This window comes from Sunxiuqinia sp. sy24, from assembly GCF_052677165.1.
Genome location: NZ_JBQYLH010000015.1, coordinates 107,636 through 123,919 on the forward strand (window position 1 = coordinate 107,636; position 16,284 = coordinate 123,919).

The window sequence follows — 16,284 nt, forward strand, 5'->3', positions numbered from 1 at the left end:
CTAAGTTTTTCTCGTTTGACAAAGCCTCAATTCTTCACTAGAAGAAAATAAGGTGTCAAGTGTCCTGTTTTAATAAAATGAAATAATTTCTGTTTGAACCTGAACTTCTTTTTGCTGTTTCTTACAACAGAAAAGTTAATAAAATCATGAGAAAGCTGAGTGTCCTATTTTTCTTATTTATCGTTGTTTCGTGTAGCTTGAAACCGGCCAGAGATCCTATAAATACCGCGGAAAAGATTTCTGCGGAGCAGATCTCGCTTGGGGGAGTTATAGCCGAGATGATGCAGAGCATGCCAGAAGTTGACTTCGGTATTTTCGATACAGCCTTGTTTGGAAAGCAGATTAATCAGCTTGGGAATGAGTTGGAACAACTAAAAGTAGCGCGCGAGGAGCTGAAAGGAACAGCTTTGTCTGATCAATGGGAAGAGCTGAATCAGAATGTCTTGTTGCGTTTTGAAGACTTGTCCAGAGCAGACTTGCAAGCTTGGGTGAACTTGAATGATAGTTTATTGAAATATACCGAAGAAGTTCGCTTTGCTGATGCTTTGGAGCGGGTGGTCTACAACTCGGCGGGGGAAAATAGTTTGAGTGAAAAGCAGATAAAATCGTTCTTCTATACGCAATTATACGATCGTGTTTTCTTTAATGTGTATGGAAGCTCAAGTTTGCAATATGAGCATACAACAGGTGGTGTTGTGCGTCTGGTGCAAGCGACCGACTATCCGTATGATGGAAAGATCAGGCTGAAAATTGAGCTGCAGGATACCCGTTTTCTGAATTTTTACTTTCGGATTCCGGAATGGGCCGATCGGGCTAGTGTTGTCTGTAAGGGAGTGAAATATAAAGCAGTACCCGGTGAGTTTACTGAGATTGCCAAGAAATGGAAAAATGGCGATGAGGTGGAAATCCTGATTGGTATGCGACCTTCAATTGTCGAGCGGAAGCAGAATGATCCTGCCTTTTCATTGACTTACGGTTCGTTGTTTCTGAGCTATCCTCAAATGGGGAGCGAGGCGCTGGTCTATCAGAACGGTGATCCGATTCAATACCTGAACTTTGTGTCGTCCGCCGGAAAAATGCCTACGTTTATCTTTTCTGGTCTTAAAGATACGACGCTGGTCTTGCAGCCACTTTTGGCTCAGCAGCGCGACTCCGTGGAGCGTACTGCTTGGATTCAGAAAAATTGATCTTCTGTAAGTGGCATTCGTTCACGATACTTCAGACTGATGACAATTGTGTGATGATTGTAAAATTGAGTTGGAAGACGGCGTACGCATAGAAATTATTTTATCTTTGTCTGAAGCCAACTAAATCGGATCTGCGTGAAAATATCCAGGGAGATAAGTGATCATCAATTGACTAGGTTCTTGAAGGAAGGCTCGAAAGATGCTTTTCGGGTCTTGTATGATCGCTACGGCACGAAGATTCACCGCTTTGCTTTGGGCTATTTAAAGTCAGAGCATGATGCTGAAGAGTTGGTTCAGGATGTTTTCCTCAAGTTATGGGATAAACGTCATTTATTGAATGACTCCGGAAACATCAAATCTTACCTGTACAAAGTCGCCGTTAATAGTATTTATGATTTTATTCGCCGGAAAAATCTGGAGCAGGCTTTTCATGAATTTGCGAGTGGAGCAACCAATGAAGTCGATAGCACCTGGGATGAAGTGGTGTACAACGACATGTTGGCGCAAATTAACCAGTTGATGGAACAAATGCCGGAGCAACGGCGCAAGATCTTCAAGCTGAGAAAGGAAAAAGGGCTTAGCCATGAAGAGATCGCTGAAAGTCTTGGCTTATCGAAGCGAACCGTTGAAAACCAAGTCTATCGCGCCACAACTTTTCTGAAAGAAAACCTGAAACAGAACTCGGTTCTGGCCCTCCTTTTTATCTACCTGTTCGTTTAAACCTTTTTTTCTAATATTTTTTTGTGAGGCGTGAGTAGTCGGAGGCACTCCTTCGTATTATAAGTAAAATATTAGGCAAGAATGGGCGATTCGTTGAATAGGAAATTAGACAAGTTAAGAACCGGGACCGTGTCGGGGAAAGATGAAAAAGAGCTGTTGGCTTTGTTTCATAAGGAGGGGGTGGAGTATGACCTGAAAAAGGAGCTGTACCTACAGCTAGAAGGAGCGCCTGCAGCTGAGGATGACACACGGGAAAGGAAGTCGCGTTTTGAGCGCCTGTGGAAGAAAATTGAAACATCTGAAAATAGAACTGTTGTCCGCAAACTGCCGCAAATGCAGTGGTATGTGGCCGCAGCCATGCTACTCATTGGCCTGTTGATTGGTAACCTACTTCAACCTAAAGCACCAGAGCGCGTGGGAGAAACCACTTACTACACTGCCATCGCTCCCAAAGGATCTATCTCACAAGCAATCTTACCCGACGGAACAATCATCTTTTTAAATTCGGGTTCCGAAATTAGATATGCTACCGATATGAGTCAAACCAAGCGCGAAGTGTATCTGAACGGAGAAGCCTGGTTTGATGTACGTCACTCGGAAGAGATTCCCTTTCTGGTTCATACCGACCAATACGATGTTAAGGTTATGGGCACCGAATTCAACGTGAAAGCTTATCGCGACGATCAGGAAGTTGTAACGACCCTGGAAGAGGGAAGTATTCAGGTTCAGTCAGCCAATAGCTTGAAATTGGAGCGCGATATTGAGCTTGTACCAGGCGAGCAGCTGGTGTATAATAAAACTGAAAAAACGGTCAAGCTCAAAGAAGTAAGGGCCAATCTGTTTTCCTCGTGGAAAGATAATAAGCTCATTTTTATCAATATGAATCTGGGTGAATTAATTACCCTGCTGGAGCGGAAATATGGTGTTGATATTATCATTCAGGATCAGCAGCTACTGAAACACCATTACGACGGAACTATTAGAAATGAAACAATAGTGGAAGTGTTGGATATTCTGCAAAAGACACTCCCTATTAATTATGTCATTCAGGACCAGAAAGTAATTATAAAGAAAAAATAAGCTGGAGGAAGCCTATGTAAAAACGAATTAACCCAAACTAAAAAGCCGGCAGATGCTGTCACATCCAACCGGCCAGAAAGTTAATAACCAGGTGCTGTCACACCTATTAATTATTAATCAACAACTTCCAAATTTATGAAAAAAAATGAATTTACATTCCCTGAGAATCGATGGGAAAAACAAAATCTGTTTTTAAAGATGAAGCTGACCCTACTTACGCTATTGGTTTGCATCATGCAGGTTTCGGCCTCTGTGTATTCGCAAACAACGAAACTGACCCTGGACTTACAAGGGAAAAAGATTTCAGATGTTCTGATGGAGATCGAGGAAACGACAGATTTTCGTTTCTTCTATCAACGCGAGCAGATTGACGTCGAACGCAAAGTGAACCTTAAAGCGAACAACAAGAGTGTCGATGAGGTGCTCAACACGCTTTTTGAAAATCAGGAGGTAACCTACAAAGTGATGGATGATAACCTGATTTTGTTGACGGTCGGTAAACAACAAGCTCAACAACAACAAACCGTTCGTGGTAAGGTAACTAACAGTCGTGGCGAATCAATTCCCGGTGCTACCGTTATTATCAAGGGAACATCGAATGGAGGAGTTACTGATTTCAACGGGGAATTTACGATTAGCAGCGTTCCTTCCGATGCGGTATTGCTTGTTTCCTTTGTTGGAATGCAAACCCAGGAGGTGCTGGTGGATGGCCGAAGCTCTATTGAAGTTATTATGGCCGAAGATGTGATTGGACTGGAAGAAGTGGTTGCTGTTGGCTATGGTGTTCAACGTAAATCGGATATTACCGGTTCGGTCGGTGTTGTTACAGCTGACGATATTTTAGAGCGCCCTTCATTCAATGCGCTTCAGGGAATGAAAGGAAAAGTAGCTGGTGTTAATATTTTCTCCAACTCCGGTTCTCCAACCGGAAGCACTCGGGTTATGATTCGGGGAATGAACTCCATCGAGACAACTTCAAGCCCATTGTATGTTGTTGATGGTGTGGTGATGGAAAATTTTGACCTGGTTAACCCGAACGATATTGAGCGTATTGAGGTGTTGAAAGATGCTTCTTCTGCTGCGATTTATGGAGCACGTGGTGCCAATGGTGTTATTCTGGTAACGACCAAGCGAGGAGCAAAAGCCGGAGAAGTGGTTGTTAGCTATAATGGTTACATCAGTGTCGGAAAAGTGCGTAAAAAAATGGACTTGCTGAATGCCGAAGAATGGCTCGAAGTTATTAAAACAGGCTACGAAAATGCACCAAAGTATAAAGATTATGCAGCTGGTGAAGCGCCAACAATTGACTTTACAGATCCAAATCTTTTTGACTCTAATGGTAAGCCGCTATATGATACCGATTGGCAGGAAGAAGCAACGCGCACAGCTGTTAGTCACAATCACCAAATTAGTATTCAACAAGGAAATGAAAAATCATCTGTTGGAGCCTTCTTGAACTACTCAGAAAATGAGGGAGTGATGCTGAACTCATGGATGAAGCGTGTGAATGCGAAAATTGCTTATGATGCCAGTCCTCGCGAATGGTTTGACTTTGGAATCAATATGTTGATCAATAAGACCTGGGAGAATGAAATAGAAGAAGGTGGCGGTCACCAAATGCCACGCCGTTCGATGATTGAAAATATACCGATTATGCCGGTTAAATTTCCTGATGGAAGCTGGAGTAACAGCTCGAGCACCAGCAATTTTGCTCTGGAAGGAATGGCTAACCCAGTGCACGTATTGACAACTCAAGAACGCTTAAGAAACCGGACTCAGTTTTTTGGGAACACTTTTTTCAATTTCCACTTAACACAGGATCTTTCGTTGAAAACGCAATTTGGTATCGATAACCAAATTAGTCAAAATAGAGAGTATAGCCCGAAAGACCTTTTGAATATTTCTTATCCGAATGCCTGGGCCAATGTCAACGATTATGAAACCATGTATTGGCAGGAAGAGACTTATTTGTCATACAATAAGAGTATTGGAGACCACCGTATCAACTCGGTATTGGGTATGAGTTGGCAGGAGCGTATCTATCGTAACAATACATCCGGCACTTCTGGATTCTCTGATGACTTTTTCAAGTATAACAACATGGGAGCAGCCAGCGATCCGGATGCACCAGGATCTTATTACGAAAGTTGGGCTATGAATTCTTACTTCTTCCGTTTTGGGTATTCTTACAAAGATAAATACTTGGCGACCATCACAGGTCGAGCCGATGGTTCTTCTCGTTTTGGAAAGAACAACAAATATGGTTATTTCCCATCAGCCGGATTGGGCTGGGTTGTTTCTAACGAAGATTTTATGAGTAATTCATCTTTAATCGATTACTTCAAGTTACGTGCCAGCTACGGTATCACGGGTAGCACCGAATTGGGAACCTACCGTTCATTAGCCACTATTTCAGGAGGAACTGTTCTGTTGAATGGAGCCCGTGAAAACTACAATGTAGTTACCCGCTTGCCCAATCCGGATCTGGAGTGGGAAAAAACATCACAATTTGATATCGGTTTCAACTTAACCATGTTGAATCAGCGGGTAACCATGGAAATGGATTACTATTACAAGTTGACCACAGACTTGTTACTCGGACGTCCAGTGCCACACTCTACTGGGTTTACCTCAGTAACGGATAATATTGGCTCGGTGTCAAATCAGGGTATCGACTTCCTGGTGACAACACAAAACGTGTCAACCAATGATTTTCAGTGGGAATCAAGTCTGAACCTGAACTTCAACAAAAATCAAATTGAAGAGCTGGGAGAGAATGACGAAGATATCTTTCCGGGACCATGGTGGGTGTCTGGTAGCCAAACTATCTTAAGAGTAGGTGAGTCTTTGGGCTCTTTCTGGGGATATCGCCGATTAGGAACATGGGGAACCGACGAAGCCGCCGAGGCTGCTGCTGTTGGTGCAGTTCCGGGTGTTGCCAAACGGTCTTCCGAGCGTGAAATTATTGGTAAAGGTTTACCTGATTTGACTGGAAGTTTTATCAATCGTTTCAATTATAAAAATTTCGATTTGATGGTCGATTTGCAGTTCACCCTTGGGGTAGAAATCATGCAGCAGTTTTTCCACTCAACCGAAGATCGTACAGGTTATGCTAATGGCCTTTCGACCATTCTCTATGATGGCTGGACTGAATCCAACCAAAATACAATGGTTCAGCAAATCAGAAACGCACCCCTCAATGGTCAAAACTCAGAAGTGGATGATCATTGGGTTGTTGACGGGTCTTATTTGAGAGGTAACCTGATTTCTATGGGGTACACCTTCGACAATGCTTTACTTAGTGGATATGGGTTAAAATCATGTCGCATTTTCGCCAGTGTTGATAATCTTTTCGTACTTCATTCAGACGATTTTAAGGGCTATGATCCAGAATCGACTTCGTGGGGTGATAACCAATGGGGACAGAATATTTTCTTTTTCCAGTATCCGAAACCAACGACAGTTACATTTGGTGTGAATGTTAAATTTTAATCATTGAATTTAAAGAGCAAAACAATGAAAAAGATATTATTACTAATAATGGCCCTTGGGGCACTGGCCTCATGCGATGATTTTCTGGCAGAAGAGCCAAGAAGCGAAATGAGTGTGGATCAGTTTTTCAGTTATCCTTCTCATGCTTACAATGCGGTTAATATTTTATACCGAAGTGGAGCTCCTTCCTTTTACAGTACAGGCGTTTACAGTGGTAGCCGCGCCATGCTTGGTGGATATATGACCGGATTGTACGATAACGACTATAAAGGTCAGGAAGTTCATGTGCAACATAGTCAAAATCTTACCTTGAACGGAGACAATCTGGCTGGTTATTTTGACGGATCGTGGGATGCTTGTTACTTAGCGATTTCAAGAGCAAATTTGGCAATTTCCAACATTGCAGAAACACCTGATCTGACTGATTCTGAAATCAAGCAACTGGAAGCGGAAGCTCGCTTTTTCAGAGCATTCAATTATTATTATCTGGTTAAAACCTTTGGTGATGTGCCACTCGTTCTGGAAGCTTATTCCTCTTTGGAAAACTTGTATGTTGAGCGCACACCTGTTGCTCAGGTGTATGCTCAGATTGTTGAAGATTTGAAGTATGCTGTTGATCAAGGAGGCTTGGATAACTTGCCTATGCCGGCTAATGGATTTCGCATTTCGAAAGGAACTGCTGCCACATTACTTGCCGATGTTTATCTGAATATGAGTGGTTATCCGGTTCAGGATGACAACTATGCCGAAGCAGCCTCTGCAGCCAGAACTGTTATTAATAGCGGTAACTTTTCTTTGATTCAGCATGGAGCTGATGAAAGCCAGAGTGCTTATAATGTGCTACGGACCTCGGATAACGAGGACGAGTATATTTACACGATTGAATATGATGCCAGCATTTCTGAAAACTATTGGCAACCGGCTATTTGCTATCCAAACAGTGCTACTGCATGGGGTATTTTCAAGTATTCGATTACCAACAATGCGTATAAACCCATGCCTGCCTTGCTGTGGATCTATGATGAGGCCAATGACCTTCGTATTCAGGAAAAACAGTATTTCCATTCCAGCTTAACATACATGGAAGATGACCAGGAAATTACTAAAACGTTTGAAGTTTCGCCTTACTTGTGGCACGACGATGAGGCTTTGTTTGAGACTGGTAAAAACAATAAGGACATGGTGGTTTACCGCTATGCCGAAGTACTGCTGATTGCTGCTGAGGCGATTGCTCAGTCAGAAGGCGTAACCACTGAGGCGATTGGTTATTTGGCCGATGTGCGCGCACGTGCTTACTGGGAAACCGATCGCAGTGCGATTGTTGCAGATCTGACAGGCTTGTCGGTTGACGATTTTGTGAAAGAAGTGTGGAAAGAGCGTTTGCGTGAGCTGGCGCTGGAATATAGAATCTGGTCTGATATTCAGCGGACTCATATGTTCCCTGTTACTTCTGAAGCTAACAAAGGCGACATTACTTTTGAGGATGTTGTTGGTCATACCACCGTATGGGGTAAAACAATTCAGGAAAAACACCTGCTTTTCCCAATCTCTGAGAATGAACGGCAACGTAATCCGAACCTGACGCAGAACACAGGATATTAATAACCAACTAAACAACCATGAGCAAAGCACCGCCAACTATTTTTGGCGGTGCTTATTTTTGAATATCTTTAGGCGCAAAATTAAAAGAAGGTAAAACCATGATTAAGTTTACAGAAAGCAGAAGAATGCTCTTATTACTAATGGTGCTGGCAAGTGTTTTTGCTTGTACCCCACAAAAGAACACGGAGGAAGCGCAAACATTGATCTCGTTTGTCGATCCTTACATTGGTTCGGGTGGACACGGTCACGTTTTTGTTGGAGCCAGCGTTCCTTTTGGCGCCGTTCAGCTGGGCCCAAACAACGAAACCCAAGGATGGGACTGGTGTTCGGGCTACCATTATTCCGATTCTATTTTGGTCGGATTTGCGCACACGCAATTGAGCGGAACCGGAATCGGCGACTTGGGTGATATTTTATTTATGCCTGTAGCCGACAATTACACGCCCGCCGCAGATTCCGAAACTCCTTACGACTGGAAATCTACTTATTCGCATAAAAAAGAAGTAGTGGAACCAGGCTATTACAGTATCTACATTGATCGTCATCAGATTGATGTGGAGCTAACAACTTCTGAACGTGTCGGGTTTCATAAGTACCAGTATGAAACAGGAGATAACTCAAAGGTGATTGTTGATTTAAACTACGGAACGGGTTGGGACCAGCTCGTTAAAGGTTCTGTTGAGCAGTTGGATGACAACAGCATCAGCGGATTTCGTTTTTCAAAAGGTTGGGCTAACGACCAACGGGTATTTTTTCATACTACGTTTTCCAAGAAAATTAGTGGTTTCGAAGTGCTGGATGCTTCGGATGAAAAAGGGGTAGCCACGGTCTTAATCGAATTTGAAGGTAATGGCGAGTTGTTAGCCAAGACGGCTATTTCGCCGGTTAGCACCGAAGGGGCAAAAAATAACCTGACAAGCGAAATCGATCATTGGGATTTTGAAGCTGTAAAAACCAAAGCTCAACAGCAATGGAACAATGAGCTGGCTAAAATCACCATTGAAACGAAAAACGAAACCGACAAAAAGATTTTTTATACAGCGCTGTATCACACCATGATCGCTCCTTCGTTGTTTAATGACGCTAATGGCGATTATCGTGGATCTGATCACGAAGTTCATTCAAATCCGGGCTACGATACGTATACCACTTTCTCATTGTGGGACACCTACCGCGCAGCTCACCCTTTATTTACACTGGTTCAACCCGAACGTGTGAATGATTTTGTGAACTCGATGCTGGCTATTTACCAGCAACAAGGCAAATTGCCGGTGTGGCACCTGATGGGTAACGAGACCAATACGATGGTGGGTTACCATGCGGTTCCGGTTGTTGTTGATGCCTATTTGAAAGGCTTTAACGGATTTGATGCCGAGCTGGCTTTTGAAGCTGTAAAGGCTTTTGCTATGCGCGATGAGCGTGGGTTGGATTTTATTAAAGAGATTGAATATATTCCGGCCGACAGCCAGGTGGAATCGGTAGCTCGCGCATTGGAGTACGCAATTGATGACTGGTGCATTGCAGCGATGGCCAAAGCCATGGGGAAAACCGAAGACTTTGAGCTGTTTGCTAAACGCGCTAAATATTACCAGCATTATTTTGATGCTAACCGCGAATTTATGCGTGGAAAAATGGCAGATGGAACTTGGAGAACTCCATTCAATCCTGTCTTTTCTCAACACCGCGAAGACGATTACTGCGAAGGTAATGCCTGGCAGTACACTTGGTTGGTGCCACATGATGTGAATGGATTGGTTGAATTGTTTGGAAGCGAAGAGTCTTTCATCACCAAGCTGGATAGCTTGTTTTCTATTGAGTCGGTTAAAGTAGAAGGCGCCTCAGCCGATATTTCCGGTTTGATTGGGCAATATGCACATGGCAACGAGCCTAGCCACCATATTACGTATATGTATGCATATGTGGGCCAGCAATGGAAAACAGCCGAAAAAGTGAGAGAGATATTCCGTACCATGTATTCAGATCAGCCTGATGGCTTGAGTGGAAATGAAGATTGTGGCCAAATGTCGGCTTGGTATATCATGTCTTCCATGGGATTTTATCCTGTGAATCCGGCTAATGGTAATTATGTTTTTGGAAGCCCGTTGTTCGATCAGGCGGAAATTACACTTCCCGAAGGAAAAACCTTTACCGTTGTTGCTGAAAACAATAGCTCCGAAAATATGTATATTCAGGCTGTTGAATTGAATGGCGAAGCCTATGCTAAATCGTATATTTCGCATGAAACGATTCTGAATGGCGGAACATTGAAATTCATTATGGGATCGGAACCTAATCGTGATTTTGGATCGGCTCAATCGGCCAGACCAACATCAGCTTATTAATCCTCTTAACGCAATTTGGATTGAAATGAATCCATTGTAATAATAAATGGCTAATCAGCAGGTGAGTAATTTTCACCTGCTGGCTTTACTAGTTTTAGAAACCTTATCTGTGCACCCCTAAACCTGACAAATCAAACGCTTGTTTTTCAAATCGTTTAAAAAAATTGAAATAACCATGAGAAGATTGATGATTTTATTTGCCTTGCTTTTAGGCGTGTCAGCTTATCAGGCTCACGCACAAAAGTTGCAACCTGTTGACTATGTGAATACCCTGATGGGTACCGACTCAGAATTCAAATTATCCAACGGAAATACCTACCCGGCCATAGCTTTGCCTTGGGGGATGAATTTCTGGACCCCACAAACCAATAAGATGGGAGACGGATGGGTTTATGGCTACGATGCCAACAAAATTCGTGGCTTTAAACAAACACACCAGCCCAGCCCGTGGATTAACGATTATGGACAGTTTTCGCTTTTCCCGATGACCGGTAAATTGGTTATTGATGAGCATGAACGCGGAAGTTGGTTTTCGCACAAGGCAGAAACCGCCAAACCACATTACTATAAAGTATACCTGGCCGACTACGACGTGGTGACGGAAATTACTCCTACAGAGCGGGCAGCGATGTTTCGTTTTACCTTCCCGGAAACGGAAGATGCCTACGTTTTGGTTGATGCATTTGACCAGGGATCGTACGTGAAACTGATTCCTTCAGAGAATAAAATTATTGGCTATACAACCCGTAACAGTGGCGGGGTGCCAGACAACTTTAAAAACTACTTCGTGGTGGTTTTTGACAAGCCCTTTGTTACCAGCGATGTTTGGAGCAAAGACAAAGTGGTTGAAGGAAAAAGCGCGTTGGAAGATGAGCATGCTGGTGCAGCCGTTCAGTTTAAAACCCGGAAAGGGGAGAAGGTTCATGCCCGTGTGGCCTCATCGTTTATCAGCTACGAACAAGCTGAACGCAACCTGAAGGAACTGGGCAACGACTCTTTTGATGAAGTAAAAGCCAAAGGCGAATCGATTTGGAATAAAGAGCTTTCGCGCATTAGAGTTGAGGGCGGCACGGATGACCAAATCAAAACGTTTTATTCTGCTTTATACCGTGTGTTGCTTTTCCCCCGCAAGTTTTATGAGTTTGATGCCAATGGCGAGGTGGTACACTATAGTCCTTACAATGGCGAAGTGTTGCCAGGATATATGTTCACCGACAATGGTTTTTGGGATACTTTCCGGGCTGTATTTCCTTTTTTCAATCTGATGTATCCTGAGCTGAATGAAAAGATACAGGAAGGTCTGGCCAATACCTACAAGGAAAGCGGCTTTTTGCCTGAGTGGGCAAGTCCCGGCCATCGCGATTGCATGATTGGCTCCAACTCGGCTACCATTGTGGCTGATGCTTATTTGAAAGGCGCCCGTGGTTACGACATCGATGCTTTGTGGGATGCGGTGGTTAAGAACACCACGCATGAAGGTCCGCTGAATTCGGTTGGCCGTTATGGCGTTGATTACTACAATGAGTTGGGTTATGTGCCTTACGACGTTGGTGTCAACGAGAATGTTGCCCGTACCCTGGAGTATGCTTTTGCCGATTTCTGTGTTTACAAGCTTGGAAAAGCATTGGGAAAACCGGAAAGCGAAATTGAAATTTTTGCCAAACGCTCCATGAACTATAAGAATGTGTTCGATAAGGAAAGCAGCCTGATGCGTGGGCGCAACGAGGATGGTTCGTTTCAGTCACCGTTCAGCCCATTTAAATGGGGCGATGCCTTTACCGAAGGAAACAGCTGGCACTACACTTGGTCGGTCTTTCATGATGTAGAGGGATTGATTGACCTGATGGGCGGGAAGCAAGAGTTTGTGACCATGCTAGACTCTGTTTTTGTGGTTCCTCCAATTTTCGATGATTCGTACTACGGACAAGTGATTCATGAAATTCGCGAAATGCAGATTATGAATATGGGTAACTACGCGCATGGTAACCAACCTATTCAGCATATGATTTACCTGTACAACTACGCCGGACAGCCATGGAAAACGCAGCACTGGGTGCGCGAAGTGATGGATCGTCTGTACACGCCTCAGGCGGATGGTTATTGCGGTGATGAGGACAACGGGCAAACATCGGCCTGGTATGTGTTTAGTGCGATGGGCTTTTACCCGGTGGCACCGGCGACTCCGGAATATGTGATTGGAGCACCATTGTTCAAGAAGATTACGGTGAGCCTTGAAAATGGGAAGACCATTGAGATTAATGCACCTGAAAATAGTGCCGATAACCGATACATTCAGTCCATCAAGCTGAATGGAAAATCGTACAGCAAGAATTATTTTAATTACGATGAATTGATGAATGGAGCCACAATCAATTTTGAAATGGGTGAAAAACCCAACAAAAAACGTGGAACCAAGGAAGCTGACTTCCCTTATTCATTTTCAAATGAAAAATAAGGGATATTTGCTTTCGTATAGATAAAATAAACCATGAAGAAGCTAAGTATTTTATTGTTGCTAAGTCTCTTTTTTGCGGTTACATCTTGCAAAGAAGATGATTTCTCAGATGCTGAAATAGTTGCCCAAGAGCTTCATAAAGTGATGGAGGAAAACGATATTCATCGTGTGGTTAGTGTTGGAGAAGGGCAATCTTGGTCTCAGCCTACATCCAATAATTATATTGGATATGATTTTGAGTTTTATTCTCATTTTGTGAGAATTGAAAAAGTAACCTATAACCTGGATAAACTTGTAAAGTACGAAATAAAAAAGGGAGATGGATTTCATTATTTACTTTTATCCTTCTGATGCTGTCGTGCCGTTTTTATAGTCAAATAGCGTTACTTGCATAATTTATCACGAAGAAGTGAAAGGTCATTTAAACCGGTGTCGGTTATTGATCTTTCACTTTTTGCTTGTATATCAGGAGGCTATGGGGCTTGAAAAATGACGAAGTGGTTATAAATCGGATCGGAGCTCTCACAAGCATGGGGTGCCCAAGCATTGGGCTGGTTTTTTTTAGTTGTTGATTTCATCAAAATCCCTACTTTTGAGCTCACAAACTAATAATTCAGATCAATTTGGATAATGAGCATCTATATCAGGATAAGGATTTAGTTGTTAAATTGAAATCCAGTTCGTCTTATGCTTTTCAGATTTTATTTGAAAAGTATAGTCGAAAGATTTATCATTTTTCCTTGGGCTATTTGAAGAATAAGCAAGAAGCCGAGGAAATTGTGCAGGACGTGTTTTTAAATGTATGGAAGGTGCGCGAAGAATTATTAGTGGGACGATCATTTGAATCCTACTTATTTACCATAGACAAAAATGCGATTCTAAACACCTGGATATGCAACAAAACCCTGTACGATTAGTTAAGAGTCATGCTGTAATTCTTTGATTGTTATTTATTAATTCAAATTCTTCCATTGTTTTATACCCTAAAGCCGAGTGTCTTCTTTTGCGGTTATACCATGTTTCAATCCATTTGAACAAGGATAGTTTTGCCTGGTCCTGAGTTGAAAACTGACTTTTATACACGAACTCAACTTTTATCGTTTTAAAGAAACTTTCAGCAACTGCGTTATCCCAGCAATATCCTTTTCTGCTCATACTTCTGCACACCCATTTGTTTGCATCCAATACATTGGTAAATGCCGAACAGACATATTGAATCCCCCTGTCTGAGTGAAAAATGAGTTTTTGCGTAATTGGGCTGTTGCTAATTGCCATCCGCCATGCAGCAATTGTGGTTTCTTCCGCACGCATGCCTTTGCTCATTGCCTATCCTATAACCTTGTGGTCAAACAAATCGATAATAACAGTTAAATACAGCCAGCCTTTGCTGGTTCTGATGTAGGTTACATCAGAGACCCAAACCTGACCTGGTCTGGCTACCGTAAACGCTCTATTCAATACGTTGGGGGCAACTGGGTAACCATGTCTGGAATCGGTAGTCGTTACAAGCTTTTTTTTTCGTTTTGCTCGTATTCCTGCCGCTTTCATAATCCTTGCAGTTCTCTGTCTTGATACCTGAAAACCCAGCGTATTTAACTCTGTGGCAATCCGAAGACTTCCATAGCTGCCTGAACTAGCCTCAAAGACTCTGTTTATACTCACAAGCAGCTGTTCATTTTCAAGCCAACGTTTAGATGGACCACTTTTCATCCATCGATAATAACTGCTTTTGCTTATTTTAAACACTTTACACATCATCCGGGTATAAAATCGGGGTCGGTGGTCACTTATAAATTGGTAGATTTCCCATCGCTCACGGAGAAGATGCTGATTGCCTTTTTTAAGATGTCCCTTTCCATTCTTGCATTCCTAAGCTCTCTTTGCAATCGGGCATTCTCACGTTCCAAGTTTGTCATCTTGGGATTACCATGACCTGGGAAGCTATTCTTGTCATATTGTTTAAACTCTTTACGCCAACGGTAAAGTAATGCTCTGTCTATCCCTAATTCCTCGAGAATCTCACTGGCACTGCCTATTGCATAAGAAAGTTCTACTGCTTTTTTCTTGAACTCCTTGTCAAACTTTTTCCTCATCTGATTCATAATTGTAAGTAAGTAAAAATAGTACTTGACTTACCGTACAGTCAAATGTAGCACTTCCAGTGTTATGAACTGTATGATTAAAACTGGCTTGAGTATCTCTTTTTCGGCGTACTAGTGCTAAAAGGCAGAGTTCTCTTCTTTCAATTTCAATGAAAAATATTTCTAGAATTAAGCTTGTGAATTAAAATAAAAACCTAAATTAGCATACCGGAACAGAACGGATTAGTTGGTAAGTGTTATGTCACTCTTTCAGATATATAAGGATAATGAGTTTGCTGGATATGCCAAGTATATTCAGTTGGTAAACGCCGTTAAAAGGTCTATTGAAAAAGGAGAGTTGAAGAAATCAGATCGTTTGCCTTCGATTACGGAGTTGCGTAAAAATCTTGGCGTAGGGAAAGAAACCATTCTTAAGGCGATTGACTTATTGAAGGAGGAAGGAGTGATTACTGCTATTCCTGGAAAAGGTTTTTTTGTGGCTAAAACACGCTTGGCAAAGGTATATCGATTGTTTGTCTTGTTTGATGAATTTACGGCGTACAAGAGAGACCTTTATCACTCTATGCTCGAGGGACTAAGTAAGAAAGGCGAAATTCAGCTTTTTTTTCATCATTACAATCCCCGTCTTTTCAATAAGCTAATTATTGAAAATTTAGGGGATTTTACGCACTACATTGTAATGCCCTTCCCTGGTAGTCAGGTTAAAGAAAGTTTGAAACTGGTGCCCCGCGATAAACTCTACATTTTGGATAGAAATGAGATGATTCCAAAGCGGGTGCCTGCTGTTTTCCAGGATTATGGACAAGATGTATATGATGGTTTTTTCGCGATAAAAGATCATCTCAATAAATATGATAAAGTAATTCTTGTTTTCCCCTCTCATTTAAATCATCCCGCTTCAATTGTCAACGGTTTTGAAAGACTATGTGATGATGCTAACATTATTGGAGAAGTAGTAGATAGGGTAGATTTCACACGCATAGATAAAGGGCAGGCATGGTTTGTAATTGAAGATCATGACCTGGTAGATGTGGTTGAAGTCGTTCAAAATAGAAGGTGGGAAATCGGGAAAGACCTTGGAATTATCTCTTATAATGATACTGCGATGAAGCGTATTGCTGCCGGAGGAATAACCACGCTTTCAACGGATTTTAAAGAGATGGGAAAGACCATGATAACGATGATCATTTCCGGGAAAGATCGTCAGGTACGTAGCATGGGAAGGATAAACGACCGGGGATCACTGTAATGAAAGCTGATTTTGAAAGTCCCGAATGCGGCAATGGTGAGCCATAAAGGAGGGG

General features: G+C 42.4%; 10 protein-coding genes and 1 pseudogene. 10 read left to right on the plus strand and 1 reads right to left on the minus strand.

Features of this window, described 5'->3' with window-relative positions; genetic code table 11:
- Positions 1-146 precede the first annotated feature (146 nt).
- From ACUNWA_RS13765 to ACUNWA_RS13805, 9 genes are all read left to right on the plus strand, one after another.
- Positions 147-1,187, plus strand: coding sequence for a hypothetical protein (locus ACUNWA_RS13765; RefSeq protein WP_445592503.1), 1,041 nt, complete (start codon positions 147-149; stop codon positions 1,185-1,187).
- Between the two features lie 135 nt (positions 1,188-1,322).
- On the plus strand, positions 1,323-1,907 hold the full coding sequence (locus ACUNWA_RS13770) for an RNA polymerase sigma-70 factor (protein WP_445592504.1): 585 nt from the start codon (positions 1,323-1,325) through the stop codon (positions 1,905-1,907).
- Between the two features lie 81 nt (positions 1,908-1,988).
- Positions 1,989-2,987 (plus strand): FecR family protein, encoded by a 999-nt coding sequence (locus tag ACUNWA_RS13775; RefSeq protein WP_445592505.1) that lies wholly within the window; start codon positions 1,989-1,991, stop codon positions 2,985-2,987.
- Between the two features lie 135 nt (positions 2,988-3,122).
- Positions 3,123-6,479 (plus strand): TonB-dependent receptor, encoded by a 3,357-nt coding sequence (locus tag ACUNWA_RS13780; RefSeq protein ID WP_445592506.1) that lies wholly within the window; start codon positions 3,123-3,125, stop codon positions 6,477-6,479.
- 24 nt (positions 6,480-6,503) lie between these two features.
- A complete protein-coding gene (locus ACUNWA_RS13785) occupies positions 6,504-8,081 on the plus strand; it encodes a RagB/SusD family nutrient uptake outer membrane protein (RefSeq protein ID WP_445592507.1) in 1,578 nt (525 codons plus the stop codon).
- A 125-nt stretch (positions 8,082-8,206) separates the two neighbouring features.
- Positions 8,207-10,423: a GH92 family glycosyl hydrolase gene (locus ACUNWA_RS13790; protein WP_445592508.1), complete on the plus strand. Its 2,217-nt coding sequence runs from the start codon at positions 8,207-8,209 to the stop codon at positions 10,421-10,423.
- 175 nt (positions 10,424-10,598) lie between these two features.
- Complete coding sequence (locus ACUNWA_RS13795) at positions 10,599-12,878, plus strand: GH92 family glycosyl hydrolase (protein ID WP_445592509.1); 2,280 nt, start codon at positions 10,599-10,601, stop codon at positions 12,876-12,878.
- Positions 12,879-12,911: 33 nt separating this feature from the next.
- On the plus strand, positions 12,912-13,229 hold the full coding sequence (locus tag ACUNWA_RS13800) for a hypothetical protein (protein WP_445592510.1): 318 nt from the start codon (positions 12,912-12,914) through the stop codon (positions 13,227-13,229).
- Between the two features lie 272 nt (positions 13,230-13,501).
- Entirely contained in the window at positions 13,502-13,795 is a 294-nt protein-coding gene (locus tag ACUNWA_RS13805; protein ID WP_445592511.1) for an RNA polymerase sigma factor, read from the plus strand.
- 7 nt (positions 13,796-13,802) lie between these two features.
- Here ACUNWA_RS13805 and ACUNWA_RS13810 read toward each other — a convergent pair.
- A pseudogene (locus ACUNWA_RS13810) lies at positions 13,803-14,980 on the minus strand (IS3 family transposase).
- Positions 14,981-15,218: 238 nt separating this feature from the next.
- Here ACUNWA_RS13810 and ACUNWA_RS13815 point away from each other — a divergent pair.
- Positions 15,219-16,229, plus strand: coding sequence for a GntR family transcriptional regulator (locus ACUNWA_RS13815; RefSeq protein ID WP_445592512.1), 1,011 nt, complete (start codon positions 15,219-15,221; stop codon positions 16,227-16,229).
- Positions 16,230-16,284: the final 55 nt, after the last annotated feature.

Excerpts from the sequence above, each read along its gene's own strand:
- ACUNWA_RS13800 (WP_445592510.1), top strand. The coding sequence starts at position 12,912 with ATGAAGAAGCTAAGTATTTTATTGTTGCTAAGTCTCTTTTTTGCGGTT.
- ACUNWA_RS13780 (WP_445592506.1), top strand. The coding sequence starts at position 3,123 with ATGAAAAAAAATGAATTTACATTCCCTGAGAATCGATGGGAAAAACAA.
- ACUNWA_RS13795 (WP_445592509.1), top strand. The coding sequence starts at position 10,599 with ATGAGAAGATTGATGATTTTATTTGCCTTGCTTTTAGGCGTGTCAGCT.
- ACUNWA_RS13815 (WP_445592512.1), top strand. The coding sequence starts at position 15,219 with ATGTCACTCTTTCAGATATATAAGGATAATGAGTTTGCTGGATATGCC.
- ACUNWA_RS13785 (WP_445592507.1), top strand. The coding sequence starts at position 6,504 with ATGAAAAAGATATTATTACTAATAATGGCCCTTGGGGCACTGGCCTCA.
- ACUNWA_RS13775 (WP_445592505.1), top strand. The coding sequence starts at position 1,989 with ATGGGCGATTCGTTGAATAGGAAATTAGACAAGTTAAGAACCGGGACC.
- ACUNWA_RS13790 (WP_445592508.1), top strand. The coding sequence starts at position 8,207 with ATGCTCTTATTACTAATGGTGCTGGCAAGTGTTTTTGCTTGTACCCCA.
- ACUNWA_RS13765 (WP_445592503.1), top strand. The coding sequence starts at position 147 with ATGAGAAAGCTGAGTGTCCTATTTTTCTTATTTATCGTTGTTTCGTGT.